Annotated in this window: 10 protein-coding genes; 6 read left to right on the top strand and 4 right to left on the bottom strand. The window is 72.0% G+C overall.

Translation table 11 applies throughout. From position 1 onward, the window contains the following. Positions 1 to 26 precede the first annotated feature (26 nt). Positions 27 to 3,929, bottom strand: a complete 3,903-nt coding sequence (locus NYF13_RS27720; RefSeq protein ID WP_315660717.1) for an amino acid adenylation domain-containing protein — start codon at positions 3,927 to 3,929, stop codon at positions 27 to 29. 570 nt (positions 3,930 to 4,499) lie between these two features. Here NYF13_RS27720 and NYF13_RS27715 point away from each other — a divergent pair. Next, positions 4,500 to 5,696 (top strand): cytochrome P450, encoded by a 1,197-nt coding sequence (locus NYF13_RS27715; RefSeq protein ID WP_315660716.1) that lies wholly within the window; start codon positions 4,500 to 4,502, stop codon positions 5,694 to 5,696. A gap of 152 nt (positions 5,697 to 5,848) precedes the next feature. Here NYF13_RS27715 and NYF13_RS27710 read toward each other — a convergent pair whose 3' ends face one another. Continuing rightward, positions 5,849 to 6,586, bottom strand: coding sequence for a MerR family transcriptional regulator (locus tag NYF13_RS27710; RefSeq protein WP_315660714.1), 738 nt, complete (start codon positions 6,584 to 6,586; stop codon positions 5,849 to 5,851). Positions 6,587 to 6,723: 137 nt separating this feature from the next. Here NYF13_RS27710 and NYF13_RS27705 point away from each other — a divergent pair, with 137 nt between their 5' ends. The 5 genes from NYF13_RS27705 to NYF13_RS27685 all read left to right on the top strand — a co-directional run bounded on the left by NYF13_RS27705 (position 6,724) and on the right by NYF13_RS27685 (position 10,876). Continuing rightward, on the top strand, positions 6,724 to 7,377 hold the full coding sequence (locus NYF13_RS27705) for a DUF3159 domain-containing protein (protein WP_315660712.1): 654 nt from the start codon (positions 6,724 to 6,726) through the stop codon (positions 7,375 to 7,377). A 64-nt stretch (positions 7,378 to 7,441) separates the two neighbouring features. Further along, on the top strand, positions 7,442 to 8,974 hold the full coding sequence (locus NYF13_RS27700; RefSeq protein ID WP_315660710.1) for an alpha/beta hydrolase: 1,533 nt from the start codon (positions 7,442 to 7,444) through the stop codon (positions 8,972 to 8,974). 132 nt (positions 8,975 to 9,106) lie between these two features. After that, on the top strand, positions 9,107 to 9,490 hold the full coding sequence (locus NYF13_RS27695; protein ID WP_315660708.1) for a helix-turn-helix domain-containing protein: 384 nt from the start codon (positions 9,107 to 9,109) through the stop codon (positions 9,488 to 9,490). Position 9,491: 1 nt separating this feature from the next. Next, complete coding sequence (locus tag NYF13_RS27690) at positions 9,492 to 9,848, top strand: hypothetical protein (RefSeq protein WP_315660706.1); 357 nt, start codon at positions 9,492 to 9,494, stop codon at positions 9,846 to 9,848. Further along, positions 9,845 to 10,876, top strand: a complete 1,032-nt coding sequence (locus NYF13_RS27685) for an alpha/beta hydrolase (protein WP_315660705.1) — start codon at positions 9,845 to 9,847, stop codon at positions 10,874 to 10,876. The genes NYF13_RS27690 and NYF13_RS27685 overlap by 4 nt, the downstream gene beginning before the upstream one ends. 114 nt (positions 10,877 to 10,990) lie before the next feature. Here NYF13_RS27685 and NYF13_RS27680 read toward each other — a convergent pair whose 3' ends face one another. Together NYF13_RS27680 and NYF13_RS27675 are read right to left on the bottom strand one after the other, a co-directional pair. Then, a complete protein-coding gene (locus NYF13_RS27680) occupies positions 10,991 to 11,281 on the bottom strand; it encodes a hypothetical protein (RefSeq protein WP_315660704.1) in 291 nt (96 codons plus the stop codon). Continuing rightward, positions 11,278 to 15,966 carry an RHS repeat-associated core domain-containing protein gene (locus NYF13_RS27675; RefSeq protein WP_315660703.1) on the bottom strand — a complete coding sequence of 1,563 codons (4,689 nt, stop codon included), beginning with the start codon at positions 15,964 to 15,966 and terminating at the stop codon, positions 11,278 to 11,280. The genes NYF13_RS27680 and NYF13_RS27675 overlap by 4 nt, the downstream gene beginning before the upstream one ends. Positions 15,967 to 16,024: the final 58 nt, after the last annotated feature.

Here is a 16,024-nt window from a genome sequence, read left to right as displayed (position 1 = left end):
GCTCCCCCCGGTTCGGTGGCTTCGTTTCAGGCGTGGTCGAGGTGCCGGCCGGCCACGCCCAGGCGCACCCGGTCGGCCAGGGTCATCACCGTCTGGGCGTCGAACAGCGCCCGCATCGGCAGCGCGGTGCCGAACGCCTTGTTGATGCGGTGCACGACCGGCGGCACCAGCAGCGAATGGCCGCCGACGTCGAAGAAGTTGTCGTGGATGCCGATGTCGGTGTGGCCGAGCAGTTCGCACCACAGCGCCAGGATCTCGCGGTCGGTGTCGTCGCGCGGCGCCACGTGCGCCACGTCGAGGTCCGGTTCCGGCAGCGCGGCCAGGTCGACCGCGCCGGAGGCGGTGAGCGGCAGCTCGTCGAGCACGGTGAACGCCTGCGGGACGAACTGGTCGAGCAGGCTCTGGCGCAGCCAGTCGCGCAGCGGCGCGGGCTCGGGCACGGTCTCGCCCGCCGCGGCCACCAGGTGGGCGGCCAGGCGGACGCCCACCTCGGTGTCGTGCGCGGTGACGGCCGCGGCGGCGATCGCCGGGTGCTCCAGCAGCACGGCTTCCACCTCGGCCAGGTCGAGCCGGTAGCCGCGGACCCGCAGCAGCCGGCCGGGCCGGCCGAGCCGCTCCAGCGACCCGTCCGCCCGCCACCGGGCCAGCTCCCCGGCCGGGTAGTAGGACTTCCCGCGCACCGCAACGGGTTCCGCGTCCGTCTCGGCCGCGGTGTAGAGGTCGCCGGGGACGTTGACGGGCGCCGGTTCGAGCCGGTCGTCGAGCACGAGCACACCGCCCGCGCGCTCGCTCCACTTCCCCAGCACCTGTTCGCGTTCACCGGCGGTCGCCACGGCCAGTTCTTCGACGCGGGCCGCGGGATCGGCAGCGACGGCGGCGAGGAGGGTGGTGTAGTGCTCGGCGAAGCGGCGGACGGTGGCCTCGTCGAACAGGCCGGTGGCGTAGACGACCTGGCCGTTCAGCCCGCCGCCGGCGGCCACCTGGAGCTGTAGCTCGAGGTCGAAGCGGGTGGTGGTGGCCGTGTCGAGGTCGAGGAACTCCGACACCGACAGCCCCGAGAGGTCGAACCGGTCCAGCGACTCGGCTTCGAACAGCTGGAACCACACCTGGATCACCGGGTTGCGGCTCAGGTCCCGCGGCGGCGCCAGCACCTGCACGAGCTGTTCGAAGGGCAGGTCCTGGTGGGCGAAGGCGTCGAGGGTGGTCTCCCGCACCTGGTCCAGCAGCCCGGTGAACGGCTGCGCGCCGGACACCCGGGCCCGCAGGGCGATCGAGTTGACGAAGAAGCCGACCAGGTCCTCCAGCTCGGGTTCGCTGCGGCCGGAGACCGGGCAGCCGACGATCAGGTCGTCGGTCCGGGCGTACCGGGCCAGCAGCACCTGGAACGCGGCCAGCGTGAGCATGAACGTGGTGGCCTGCCGCTCGTTGGCGATCTCCCGCAGCCGCCCCACCACCTCGGCGGGGACCGAGAACGGCACCGCGGCGCCCAGGTAGGTCGGCACCGGCGGGCGTGGCCGGTCGGCGGGCAGCTCCAGCACCGCGGGCGCGCCGCCGAGCTTGGTCCGCCAGTAGCCCGCCTGGTCGGCGCTCGCGTCCCCGGAGAGCAGGGCGCGCTGCCAGGCCGCGTAGTCGGTGTACGCCACGGCCGGCTCGGGCAGCTCGTGCGGTTCGCCGGCCAGTTCCGCCCGGTAGGCGCGGGACAGCTCCTCGCTGAGGATCTGCTGCGACAGGCCGTCGTAGACGGCGTGGTGGATGACGGTCTGCAGGATGTGGTCCTCGTCGGCGAGCCGGACCAGCGCGACCCGCACCAGCGGGCCCGCCGCCAGGTCGAACGGGGTTTCCGCGCGGCCGCGGAGCAGTTCCAGCGCGGCCCGCTCGGGCTCCGGCTCGCCGGAGAGGTCGATGCTCTCGACGGCGATGCCGCCCGGGGCGGCGAGCACGATCGCGGGTTCGCCGTCGACCTCCTCGAAGTGCGAGCGCAGCGTCGAATGCCGGGTGAGGATGGTTTCGAACGCCCGCCGCAGCGCCCCGGCGTCCAGCGGACCGCGGAGGCGGTGCGCGCGGGGCAGGTTGTAGGCGGTCATGCCCGGCTGCAACTGGTCGAGGAACCACAGCCGCTGCTGCGCGAACGACAGCACCCGGGGGCTCCCGGCCGGCTGCCGGGTGAGCTTCGGCTGCCCGCCGGCGCGGGCCCCGGCCACCACTTCGGCGAACTCGGCCGGGGTGCGGTGGGTGAACATGGCCCGCAGCGGCAGCTCGACGTCGAAGGCGCGGCCGATGCGGGCGACGACCTGCACGCACAGCAGCGAATGACCGCCGAGGGAGAAGAAGTCGTCCTCCGGGCCGATGCCTTCGCGTTTCAGCACGGTCTTCCAGACCTCGATGATCTGCCGTTCGACGTCGTCGCGTGGTTCGGTGCGCACCGGCGCCGGCTCCGCACCGGCCTCGGGCAGGCGCGCCCGGTCCACCTTGCCGGTGGCGGTCAGCGGCATTTCCGCCAGCGCCAGCACGACCGCCGGCACCATGTGCTGCGGCAACTCGCCGCGCAGGTGCTCGCGCAGCCCGGCGGTGTCCACTTCGGACTCACGCGGGGTGACGTAGGCGACGAGCCGGACGTCGTGGGCGCTCCGCCGGGCCACGACCGCGGCGCGGGCGACCGAGGGATGGGCTCGCAGCACGCCCTCGATCTCACCCGGTTCGACCCGGTAGCCGTGCACCTTCACCTGGAAGTCGCCGCGCCCCAGGAATTCCAGCGTGCCGTCCGGCCGCCAGCGGCCCCGGTCGCCGGTGCGGTACATGCGGGCGCCGGGAGCGGGGGCGTACGGGTCGGGCCGGAACGCGGCGGCGGTGAGGTCGCCGCGGCCGAGGTAGCCGCGGGCGAGCTGATCGCCGCCGACGTAGAGGTCGCCGGCGACGTTGACCGGCACCCGGTTCAGGTGCTCGTCGAGCACGTGGATCCGCCCGCCCGACACGGGGGAGCCGATGGACGGCGTGCCCGGCCAAGCGTCGGCCGGTCCGCTGAGCCGGCCGGCGGTGACCACGTTGACCTCGGTGGATCCCCACTGGTTGTCGAGGGTCACCCCGCGGCACAGGCGGCGCAGGTCGTCGCCGACGGTGAGCCGGTCGCCGGTGGTGACCAGCTGGCGCAGCGTCGCGACCGCGTCCGGGTCGGCGGCGCTATGCGCGGCCAGGTCGGCGAGCACGGCGCCGGGCAGCAGCGCGGTGGCGACGCCGTGGCGGCGGATCAGCCCGGCCAGCCGGGCGGCGTCGTAGCGATCGTCCTCCTCGACGACGACCACGCAGCCACCCGCCCACCAGGTGGAGAAGATTTCGTACGCGCAGACGTCCGAGGTCACCGGGAAGTACTGCGGCACCGGACCGGTGAGGTCGTAGCGGCGAGCGGCCCAGCTCATCAGCCGCGCGGTGGGGCCGTGGGTCATGACCACGGCCTTCGGCCGGCCGGTGGAGCCGGAGGTGAACACCACGTACATCGCGTTGCCCGGGCGAGCGCGCGGCAGTGGGCTGCCGTTCTCGGTGTTTTCGGTGCGGGCCAGGGCTTCGACCGTCACCGCGGTGGTGTCCCCGGCCCACGCGGCCCCCGGCTCGGCGATCACGCAGTCCGCACCGGAATCCTCGACCAGCCGGCGCAGCCGATCGGCCGGATGGGCGGGGTCGAGCGCGACGAAGGCCGCGCCGGTCTTGAGGATCGCCAGCATCGCGACCGGGAGGTCGGCGGTCCGCTCGAGGCACAGGCCGATCCGGGACTCCGGGCCGGCGCCGCGGGCCCGCAGCCCCGCGGCCACCCGGGTCGAACGGGTCTCCAGCTCGGCGTAGGTCAGCCGGTCGGCGCCGCACGCCACCGCGGGCGCCGACGGGCGCGCGGCCGCCTGCTCGGCGAACCGGTCCAGCACGGTCTGGCCGGCGGTCATCCCAGTCCCCTCCCCCTCACCGGTCGCCACCCGACCGGAAACGGCCACGAAAAGAATTGTCCTTCCACCGATGCGCACGCACCGTAGAATCCGTTTTCCGAATAACGGGACAACACCGGTACCGGCGGATCGTGACCGGGAAGGCAATCGGCGACCGACGGCCGGTTGGTCCATTTCGGTGAACGGGCCGAGCACGGCCCAGCCCCATCGCCCCGCCCCGGTAACCCCACTGCCCCCGCTGATCCCCGCTGCCCCTGCTTCCCCAGTTTCCACTGTGCGACAACGTAAATCTTATTATCCGATGGTGATCGCCACCGTCGCACTTCATCCCAGAGTGGCCCAGGACCCGGGCTCTGTCAACCAACGTCCGGCCAATTTCATCGAGGACCGACAATCCTCCTCCGCCGTTCGAATCAACTTCCTTGCCCGGATGGGAAGACACTGGTAGGTCTTGAAAAGCCGACAAGATTCGCCGCGAACCGATGTGCTCGAGCGCGACATTTCCAGCCGGGACGGCTTTCCGGGCAGCACCACTCGAATGCGGGCAGAACCAGCGGGGGAGGATTCGCCATGGCGCACGTCCGGTTGCCGGACTTCGTCTCGCGGGAGGGGCCCGGTGATCCGGACCCGTACGAGAACCTGGCGTGGCTGCGCGAAGCCATGCCGGTGGCGACGGTGCCGGGCCCGGACGGTGAAGGCACGGTCTGGCTCGTCACCACCCACTCCGATGCTCGCGCGTGCCTGGCCGACCGGCGGCTGAGCCACGACCGGCGGCACGCGGGCAGGCCGGGCCACGGCCCCGAGGACCACGGTGACCTGCTGGGCAAGGACCCGCCGGACCACACCCGGCTCCGTCACCTGGTCAGCCCCATCCTCAGCCCGGGGGCGACCGAACGCCTGCGCCCGAGGGTGATCGAGACGTGCACCGCGCTGATCGACGCCTTCGCCGGGCGGGGCCGGGCCGATCTGGTGGCCGACTACAGCTGGCCGATCCCGTGGGCGGTGATCCACGACTACTACGGGATCCCCGAGGACCAGCGGCTGGAGGTCAGCCGCTGCATCGACCGGTTCCTGGTGGCCGGCTACACCGAAGCCCCCTACGGCGGGGGCCCGGCCACCGACGAGCTGATGGCCTACGTCCGCGACCTGATCGAGTACAAGCGCCACCACCGCGACGACGACGTCACGACGATCATGATCGAGGGCCGCGAAAGCGGGATCGTGCACAGCGAAGCGGAGCTTGAGGGCATGCTCTACGTCCTGCTGGGCGCGGGCATGGTCAGCACCGGCCCGCTGATCGCGGCGGCGGGGCTGCGCCTGCTCCAGCACCCGGACGAGCTGGCGAAGCTCCTGGACGGTTCACTGCCGTGGAAGATCGCGGTCGAGGAGTCGCTGCGCTACGACTCGCCGGTGCAGACGTCGGTGAACCGCTGGGCCATCGAAGACCTCACGTTCGGCGACACCACGATCAAGAAGGGCGACGCGGTGGTGATCTCCCTCGCCGCGGCCAACCGCGACCCGGCCCGCTTCGCCGACGCGGAACGGTTCACCGTCGAACAGTGGCGGTCGCACCTGGCCTTCGGCCACGGGATCCACCTCTGCGTCGGCGCGCCCCTGGCCCGGCTGGAGGGGGAAGTGGCACTGGAGCTGCTGTTCCGCCGGTTGCCCGACCTCAGGCTGGCCGAGCCCGCCGAAGACCTCGCCTGGACGCTGGGTCCCAAGCTGCGCAGCCCCCGTGAAGTGCCCGTGCTGTTCGAGCCGTGCTGAAGCGGTGACCGGCACCGAATCCCCCCGGGAGGCGGGCGGCGGTCGCCCGCCACACCCGGCCCACCGTCAGAATTCGTTGCGCATGAAGCAAAACCGCACTGTCCACTGCGGACGCCCCGAATCGAGCCGGACGCCCGCGACCGGCGGCGGCCTCACCCGGGGTGAGGCGGTGAATCGGAAAGCATTTCCTGGGCTCGGTACATGACTTCCAGCTGGGCCGGGTTGTACAGCTCGCGCATGACGGTTTCGGTGGTTTGCCGGGTGAACTTCGCCCCCTTGGGGGCGTGGGCGTACAGGTCCGGCAGATCGGGGTGGTCCCGGTACAGCCGGCGCAGGTAGGGCACCATGCGCCCGGCCAGATCGCGGCGGAGTTCCCCGGGGGCGTCGGCGGGCAGTTCGTCGAACTCGCGGCTGGTCGGATGGGCCGGCAGGGTGCGCAGCATCTCCCCGTAGGCCTCGAGCTGGCCTTCGTCCATCAAGCGGGTCATCACGAGCACCAGCGACCGGTCGGCCTTCGACAGCGACGCGTCGACGTCCGGGGTCAGCTCCGGCGGCAAATCGGCCGGCGCGCGCCGGTCGATCATCGCCGCCAGTTCGAGGCGGGCCCGTTGCAGCCGCTCTATGGTCGCGGCCAGCTCCGCGTCGAGCGTGCGCAGCGCCTGCCCGGGGTGCTCGCTCTCGTCGATGGTTTCCGCGATCCGGTCCAGCGAGAATCCCAGGTCGACCAAGCGCTTGATCCGCAGCAGCCGGACCAGGTGCGCCACCCCGTACTGCTTGTAGCCGTTGGCGCGGCGCTCGGGCTCGTCCAGCAGGTTGACCTCGTGGTAGTGCCGCACGGCCCGGAGACTGAGTCCGGCCAGTTCGGCGATCTCGCGGGTGCTCCAGCTCATCGGCTCAGCCAACACTGCGCCGTTGCGGCATTGTCAACGAAAAGTGATGCGGAACATAGATCGAGCGTTTCGGGTTGAGTGTGCCGCTACGTCACGCGTTTCGATCGTCCTTCGCACCCATGACCGACGGAGGATCGATGAGCTCCACCCCTGAGCGCCGTGAAGACGGGAAGCAGACCGTGCTCGACCAGCTGGGCGGCCCGCTGGGATTCGTCTACTCCACCGTGCCGGTGGTGGTGTTCGTGGCGGCCAACGCTTTCCTGTCCCTGCCGCTCACGATCGGCATCGCGCTCGGGACCGGTCTCGCGCTGCTGGTGTTCCGGCTCTGGCGAGGGGAACGCCTGCTCTCCGCCCTCGGCAGCGTGATCGGGGTGGCGGTGGCGGCCGGGATCGTGGCCTGGACGGGTTCGGCCCGCGACTTCTTCGTGCTCGGGATCTGGGCGTCGCTGGCCGGGTTCGTGGTGACCGCCGGTTCGCTGCTGGTACGCCGCCCGTTGACCGGCGTCGTCTGGAACGCGGTGCACGGCGGCCACCACCCCTGGCGCGCCGACCGCGCCGTGCTGCGCGCGAACGACCTGGCCACCCTGGCCGCCGCGCTGGTCTTCGGCGCGCGGTTCGTGATCCAGCAGTGGCTCTACCTGGCCGAAAGCACCGGCGGGCTGGGGATCGCCCGCGTCGCGATGGGCACGCCGCTGACCGTGCTGGCCGCGCTCGTCGTGGTGTGGGCCTTCCGCCTCAGCACGAAGCACCTGCGCGCCGCGACCCCGGCGCCGCCCGCCGGAGACCGCTGACCCACTGTTGCGGAGACCACAGTGGACTTGAGTGTGCCGCCACGGCCGGGTGTCTTGTGGGCCCATGTCCACCTCAACGGCAAGACTGTTCCGGTTCGGGTCCGCGGCGCTGGTCGCCGCCGCCGCGCTCGGCGCGTGCGCGGCGCCCGCGCCCGGCCCGCAGCAGAACGCCACGCAGCAGTTGCAGTTCGGTTCGTGCGGCGGCTACGCGAAGACCGCGGCCGACGAAAAGCTCTTCGCCGCCGGCGCGGCCTACCAGTGCGCCCGGATGACCGTGCCGCTGGACTACGACCACCCCGAAGCTGGAACCGGGCAGATCGCGATGCTGCGGGTGCCCGCCCGGGGCCGGTCGCAGGGCACACTGGTGCTCAACTCCGGCGGGCCCGGCGGGACCGGGATGAACTTCGCCGCCACCACGGCGGCCGCGTTGGCGCACAGCCCGGTCACCGAGCGGTTCGACCTGGTCGGTTTCGATCCCCGCGGAGTGGGTGCCTCGACCCCGGCCGCTCGCTGCTTCACCACGCAGCAGTACCTCGCGGGCGATACCCGTACCGAGTTCTTCTTCTCCGCTCGAAGCTGGAGCGCCGAGGACGCTCGCCGGCTCGCCGGGCAGTGCGCTGCCGGTTCGGGGGGCGAACCGGCGCTCAAGAGCTTCGCGTCCCGGGACACGGTGCTCGATCTGGACCGCCTGCGCGCCGCGCTCGGGCCGGAAAAGCTGACTTTCCTCGGGCAGAGCTACGGCACCCGCATCGGCGCCCTCTACGCCGCCGCGTTCCCGCAGCACGTGCGGGCCATGGTGCTCGACGGCGCGGTCGACCCCCAGGCCGGCGCCGAGCGGCGGCTGGCCCAGTACACCGGTTTCCAGGCCACCTTCGAGAAGATGGCCGCCGACTGCGCCGCCCGCCCGGACTGCGCCCTCGGGCCCGACCCGGCGCGGGCCACCGACCGCTTCCAGACCATCGTACGGCCGCTGCTGGACCGGCCGGTGCCCTACGGCAACGGGCGGCAGCTGACCTACGACGACGCCATCAACGCCGTCGTCGGCGCCCTCTACCACAAGGAGAGCTGGCCGGGGATCTCCAAGGGGCTCACCGAGTTGCAGTCGGGGAACCCCGCGCGCTTCGCGCAGATCAACCAGCTCTACAGCGGCCGTGAGCCGGACGGCCGGGGCAGCGATTTCGACAGCGCCAACCTCGCGATCACCTGCATGGACGAGCAACGGATGAGTCCCGAGCAGGCCGCGGGGTTCCGGGACCGGATCCACCGCGCGGCCCCCTTCGCCGACCCCGGGCGGGGAAGCGCGGGGGCGAGGGACGCCTGCGAGGCGTGGCCGGTCGCGCCGAAACCCACGTACCCGTTCCCCGACCGGGTCGCCGGTCTTCCCCCGACGCTGACCATCTCCCTCACCGATGACCCCGCCACGCCCTACGACGGGGCCGAACGGATGGCCCGGGCGCTCGGCGGCCGACTGCTCGCCGTCGACGGCGACGGGCACACCCTCGCCTCCTCCGGCACCAACGCCTGCGTCAACGACGCGGTCGCCGCTTATCTGACCACCGTGCAGGCTCCCCCGGCCGGCACGCGTTGCTCTTCGTGACGATCGGGGCGGCCGCGACCCGGTAGCTCCGGCCGGACCCATTTTGCTGACCGATCGTTCTTGACTGATCGTTCCTTAAAGCGTTAGGTTCCGGGGGTGGGACGGCGACGGTCATTCGAGGTGGACGCGGTGGTGGCGGCAGCAGCGGAGCTGTTCGCCCGCCGGGCCTACGACGGGGTTTCCGTCGACGACCTGGTCACCCGGCTCGGCGTGCACCGCAACAGCCTCTACGGCGTGTTCGGCAGCAAGCGCGGCCTGTACCTGGCGGCGTTGCGCCACCACGTCGAGCACGGGGTCCGCCCGCACCTGGACGAGGCGGCCCGGCCGGGTCACGTGCCGGGGTGGGACCTGCTGTTCGTGGCCGCGGTCGATCGGGCGCCCGAGGATTCCGAGGTCGCCGCCCTGGTGTCCGCGGTCTTCGAGGAGCTGGACCGGGCGACGGGCGACCCCCGGGCCACCGAGGCCCTGCTGGGCCGCTGGCTGCGCCGGCGGCCGATGACGACGAAGGAGATCTGACGTGGCAGTACTCAGCGTGCAGGGCCAGGACCTGGTCGTGGACCTGGTGGGCCTGGACAAGTTCTGGACCCTGAAGAGCAAGCTGACCATTCCGCTGGCGCACGTGCGGGGCGCCACGGTGGACCCCGGCATCCTGGACGAGCCCAAGGGGATCCGGGCTCCGGGCACGCACCTGCCGGGGGTGATCACGGCGGGCACCTTCCGCCAGGACGGGGAGAAGGTGTTCTGGGCGGTCCACGACGCGCAGAAGGCGGTGGTCGTGGAACTCACCGGCGACGAGCGGTTCACCCGCTTGGTGATCGAAGTGGACGACCCGCGCGCGGCCGTGGCCCTGGTCGAGCGGGCGACGGGCCGGTGATCGGCCGGTTAGCGTTCCTGCTCGCGGCGATCTCCGCCGCCACCGTCACGGTCGCGGGCCCGGCGGCGGCCAAGCCTGGACACGAAGCGAACTGGCTGCCCGCGCACGACGAGCAGGTGTCGTTCGTCGTGGAGGGCACCACCACCTACGGCACGCTCCACGTACCGGCGCGGCACCCCGGCGAGCGCCTGCCCGCCGCCCTGCTGCTGCCGGGCAGCGGCCCCACCGATCGTGACGGCAACCAGCCGCCCGGGCTCACGCCCGGCACCCTCCGCGCTCTGGCCGGGGCGCTGGACCACGACCGGGTCGTGACCCTGCGGTTCGACAAGTACGGCACCGGCCGCACGGGCTGGGGGGTGTGGGCGGGACGCCCGCAGGAGCTCGACTACCCGGCCTTCGTCCGGCAAGCCGCCGCGGCCCGGGACCACCTGCGGCACCGGGCCGAAGTGGCACCGGGCCGGGTGGCGCTGATCGGGCACAGCGAAGGAGCCATGACCGCCTTGGTGCTGGCCGCGCAGGCCCCGCCCCATCGCCGGGCCGCGGCCCTCGTCCTGCTGCAGCCCCAGGCGTTGCGGTTCCTGGACGTGGTGGCCGGGCAGCTGCACGACCAGACCGCGCAGCTCGTCGGGTCCGGGCAGCTCGCCCCGCCGGAGGCCGAAGCCCTCGACCGGGCGATCGACGTCGCCGTGGCGGACCTGCGCGGCGGCCGTCCGGTCGACACCTCGGCCATGCCGGCGCCGATCGCCACGCTGTGGCAGGCCCTGGCCGGACCCAACCGGCGGTTCGTGCTGACCGATGACGCGGTCTCCCCGCCGCACGTCGCCCGGCGGCTGCCGCCCCGGCCCGTCCTGCTGACCTGCGGCGCGCTGGACCCCCAGGTGCCCTGCTCCGCCACCGACCAGCTCACCGCCGCCATCAGCCGGCACGGCCACCGCGTGGTCCTGCCCGGCGTCGGCCACCTGATGACCACCGCCGACGGGGCCCTCTCCACCGAGCTGACCAGGGCACTGGGCGAACTGCACTGGTGACCGGTCGCCCGGTCGTCCTCCACCACCCGCACGCGGGTGACCCGTCCTCCGACGGAGTCGTCGCAGCGGTCGGCAGTGCGGCCCCCGCGGCGTCGCCGGCGAACGCGGCGCGCATCAGCCAGGGGCGTCGGGCCAGGGCTTGACCTTCTCCAGTTCCTCGTGCAGGAGACGCAGGAAATCCCGGACCTGGGTCTCGGTGTAGGGCGGTCCCAAGGCCGCGGTCACCGGGTCCGGCTGCGCCAGCGCCTGCTCGATGGCCGTGGAATACGCCGCCATGCTGTGCGGGAAGTACTCCCCGCGGGTCATCGCCCGCACCAGGGACGCGGCCTCGTCCCGGTCGAGGCCGGGCGCGCTGAACAGCGGGTAGACGAGCGCGTCCAGCTCGCCGCGGTGCTCGATGGTCATCGAAGGATCCCCCCTGGGCCGTTGAGCTGGTGTCCGCCGAAGCCGAAGTTGGGCGGGTCGATGCCGTGGCTCTTGAACTCGTCGTAGATGTTCTGCGACTGGTCCAGCTGCGGCTGGTAGTGCCCGCTGTTGTTGTTGACGTGCGTCACGGTGCCGTTCTTCACCGTCAGCTCGCCCGCGGCCGAGACGGGCTGGCCGTTGGCCAGTGTCGAGTGGTGGAAATCGCCGGCTCCCTGGTAGTTGGAGGCGTAGATGTTGCCGTGGCGGTCCATCGTGAAGATCGCCCGGCCGTCTCCCGACTCGTGGTGAATGTCGGTGGCGTTGCTGGTGTCGAAGAGGGTGCCGTCCTTGGCGTTGCGCATCTTCCCGGAGCTGTCGAGGTAGACGCGGTGCTCCTCCCGCTGCTGGTCGTTCAGGCGCTTCACCGACTGGCCGGGGAAGGGTTCCCTCGCCGGGTCCGTCTCGTGCTCGTAGTTGTCCCGCATCGGCCGCTCCTTGGAGTACTGGTTGCCGGACTTCGGCGGGGGCGGCGGGTTCGGGTCCGTGTGGGGCGGCGGCTGGTCCGGGTTCTTCTTCTTGAACGGCTTGCGGAACCAGTCGAGGATCTTGCGGGGGATGTTGCCCGCGCTGGTGCCGCCCCCCGGCCGGTCCTTCGTCTTGGCCTTGCCGCCGGCCCCCTTCTTCCCGCAGGCCAGGCCGAGCAGGTCCCGGTCGGCCAGCGGGTTGCCGACGTAGGCGGCCGGGTTGGGCGCGGGACCCAGCCCGAGCGGGTCCTGGCTGAGGTACCGGCCGGTCGACGGGTCGTAGTAGCGGTAGAGGTTGTAGTGCAGCCCCGATTCGGCGTCGGCGTACTGCCCGGGGAACCGCAGCGGGGTGGCGGCCGCACCGGTCTCCCCGCCCCACAGCCCGGCATTCCCGTGCCACACCGGCGATCCCGCCGCGTCGACCAGGTCGGTCGGCCGGCCGATCAGATCGGTGACGATCGCGAAGAACCGCTCGTCCAGCGTCGCCGAGCGCTCGACCTGGACGACCGGGCGGTCGTCGTCGGGGTGGTGCGCCCAGACGGTGACGTGCCGGGTCTGCGACGGGTCCACGTAGACCTGCTCCACCAGCAGCGCACCGCTCCAGGTGAATTCGTAGGACTCGGCGGCCACGCGGGCGCCGGTGGCCGAGGTGACGACGCGCTGCTTGCCGATCCGGCGGCCGATCGGGTCGTACCGGTATCGCCAGTGCTCGCCCTCGGGGGTCACGACCGCGAGCAACCGGTCCTGCCCGTCCCACAGGTACTTCCAGACCCGGCCGCCCTCGCTGCGGGTGACCACCCGGCCGCAGACGTCGTGCTCGAACGAGACGGCCCCCGCGGACACCAGCCGGTTCTTCTCGTACCGGCGCACCCCCGCGCTCGGCCCGTGGCCGGGTTCGCGGGTCTCCAGCACGTTCCCGGCCGGGTCGTACCGGTAGGTTTCGCGGCCGGTCGTGCCGTGCACCTCGGCCACCCGGCCGGCGGCGTCGAGCACGAGCCGGGTCGGGCCGGTCACGTCGTCGTCGATCCCGGTGAGCAGCCCGTCCGGCCGGTAGCTGAACCGGCGGCGCCGCGGCGGCGCCCCCGCGGCTTGCACGGACTGGCCGACCAGGTTGTCGTCGGCGTCGAAGGACTGCGTGAGCGCGAAACCGGCATCGACGGTGCGGGAGATCTCCCGGCCGCCCGCGTCGTGCTCGAAGCGCACGGTGTGCCCGGCGATGACGAGCGACGCCGGGCGCCCGTTCCCGTCGAAGGTCCACACACTGTCCACTCCGGACGGTGTCCGCCACCGCACCGTACCGTCGTCGGAGTGGGTGCAGGTCAGGGTCCGGCCGTCCACGGACTCGCTGAGGACGTTGCCCTCGCCGTCGTAGGTGACGCGAAGCTCGACGTCCGCCTCCCCCGCGCCGGTCATCCGGCCGACCGCGTCGTAGGCGAACCGGGTCGTGCCGGCCGGGCACCGGCGCTCGACCACGTTGCCGAGCCCGTCGTAGCCGTATTCGGTCCGCTCACCCGCCCCGTCGGCCGACCAGGCGAGCCGGCCCGCCGCGTCGTAGCCGAAGCGCAGCGTGCGGCCGTCGAAGTCCGTCTCCTCGACCAGCCGCCCCGCCGGGTCGTAGCGGTAGGTCCAGCTCTGCCCGAGCGGGTTGGTGACCGTGACCGGCCGCAGTTCGGTGTCGTAGGTGTGGCTCGTCCTGGCCCCGGACGGGTCGATCGTCGCGGTGACCAGGTCGAACGGGCCGTATTCGGTCCGTTCGGCCAGCCCCGCGCCGTTGACGTGCTCGACCTCGTTGCCCTCCGCGTCGTAGCGGCGGGTCTCGCGGACCCCCGAGGGCCGCACCCGCAACCGCTCGCTCCCGTCCACGGTCCAGCCGAGCACGACGTCGCGCTGGGACCGGTTGAGCACCGACCGGGGCCGCCCGAACACGTCCCGGTCCGCCGGCGCCGGCGCCTCGGGCCCGCGGGTCCACGCGGCCTGCGCGGAAGTCAGCGCCCGGGCGATGCCGAGCGTCTCGGTGAACGGGTCCGGGGCCTCGTCGCCCGGGTAGAAGCGGGAAAGCACCGTGCCGTCTTCCGCGTCGGCCTCGATGGTCAGACCACCGGCGTCCTCGGCGACGCGCAGGACCGAACCGTCGGGGCGCGTCACGGATTCGAGCACGCCCCGCTCGTCGTAGGCGAACGAGGTCGTCTGCCCGAGCGGGTCGGTGCGGGCCAGCAGCTTGCCGTAGCGCTCCCACGTCGACCGAGTCACGTGGCCCAGCGGGTCGGTCTCGCGAACGACCTTGCCCTCCGGGTTGCACTCGTACTCCGAGACGTGCCCGAGGGAGTCGGTGAAGCGGGTGATCCGCGCCTCGCGGTCGTACTCGAACGCCCCGTCGAAGAAACCCCGGTCGCCCACCGTGCGCACGCACCGGCCCTCGGCGTCGTAGACGTAGCGGTACCAAACCCCGTTGCGGTCCTGCCAGCCGGTCAGCCGGCCCTGCCGGTCGTAGTCGAACCGCAGCGGCTTACCGGAGGAGTTGACCACCTCGGCGAGCCGGCCTTCGGCGTTGTAGCGGTAGCTGCGCACCACCACGTCGGAGGATTCACCGTCGCCGATCATCCGCAGCTCGGTCACCCGGCCGGCGTCGGTGCGGAACCCGACCTGGAGCCCGCTGGAATGCGCCAGCCGGGTCGGTGCCCCGTTCGCGGCGTAGGACAGCCGGGTCTGCGAACCGTCGGCGTCGTCGATCTCCCGCAGCAGCAGCACCGGTCCGGCGAACCGCAGCGTGCGGCCGAGCGATGCCTGGCCGATGGTGAAGCTGCCGTCCTCGTGCTGGGCCAGCGGCCACCGCGCGCCCTCGACCGGCAGCACCGGCGCGCCCACCGCCGGGCGCGGGTAAACCAGGATCACGCCGTTGGGGCCGAAGTAGCGGACGCCATCCGCGTCGGCTTCCAGCCGCTGGTCCAGGGTCGAGGCCCAGGACGGGCCGAACCAGTGCCCGGACCGGTAGGAGGACAGGTGCACCCGCTCCACCAGCAGCTCCGGCAGGTCGAGGTCGATGGCCTCGAAGATGACCTCACCGCTGGAGAGGTCGACCGGGTCGGTGAGGCACGGGCGGTTGTCCGGGTCCTCCGCCGTCCGCTTCGGGTCGGTGGGCCCCTTTCCGCCGGGGCCGCCGGTCTCCGAGCCGCTGGTGGAGGTGTGATCGCCGTCCTGGTGATGATCGCCGTTCGAGCCGCCGCCGTTGTGGTCGTTCTCGTTCTTGCCGCCGGCGCCGGAAGCGTGGGTGTCCTGGTTCGGGCCGCCCGGGCCGCTGCCGCCGCCCTTGTCCCCGGCGGTCTCGGTGCCCTCGTCCTTGGGGTGCGGCTTGGGGTCGGGGGAACCGCTCTTGATGTCCTTGGGCTTTTCCGGGGCCTTGACCTTGCCGCCCTTGAGGCCCTTCAACGCCTTCCCGGCGTCCTCGAACAGCGAGCCGGCCTTCTTCAGCAGCGGCATCAACGCCTTCATCGCCTTCACCAGCTTGGTCGTGACACTGGTGATCTTCGACGCCGTCTTCGCCACCGCCGTCACCACCTGCGGCACCACCCACGCCATCCCGATCCCCAGCGTGAACACCACCTGCAACGCCCACGAAATCAGATGCCCCACCAAATCCGCGATCGTGTCCCGCACCAGCGACCGCACCGCCGCCACGATCTCCCCCGCCGTCTTCACCCCACTGCCCGCACCCTCACACCCCTTCTGCGCACTGGAAATCAACTTCGACACATCATCAGCCTGCGCCCGATACGCATCCGCCGCGTCACCCGACCAGCTCTGCAGATCCTTCTTCACCACATCGGACAACTCCGCGGCCACACCCTCGAGCTCCTTCGCCACATTGGCCCAGGTCTCAGCGTGCGCCTCGATCTCATCCGCATTACCGGTCAGCGCGTCCAACGCCTCCTTCAACGGACCGACGTGCTCCATCAGCCAGCCCACCCCCGCCGCGAAAATCGCCCCGAACGGGTCCAGCACCGCAGTCAGCACATCCAGCGCAGTACCAACCGCACCAATCGCGACCGCCGCCCAATTCTTGCTCTCGATCGCCGACTTCAACCCCGTCGCATCCTCCAGCAACGGCACCCCCGACGCCGCCGTCGTCGAATCCTTCACCGGCGCAACCAGCGGATTGCTCAAACCCACCATCCCCCATGATCGGATCCGGAGACCTCTCCTGATGCGACCGACAGGATAA

Source organism: Amycolatopsis sp. PS_44_ISF1 (assembly GCF_032335455.1).
Lineage (GTDB): Bacteria > Actinomycetota > Actinomycetes > Mycobacteriales > Pseudonocardiaceae > Amycolatopsis.
Note: the sequence above shows the minus strand (reverse complement) of the source record. Positions and strands in the feature narration are given on the sequence as shown.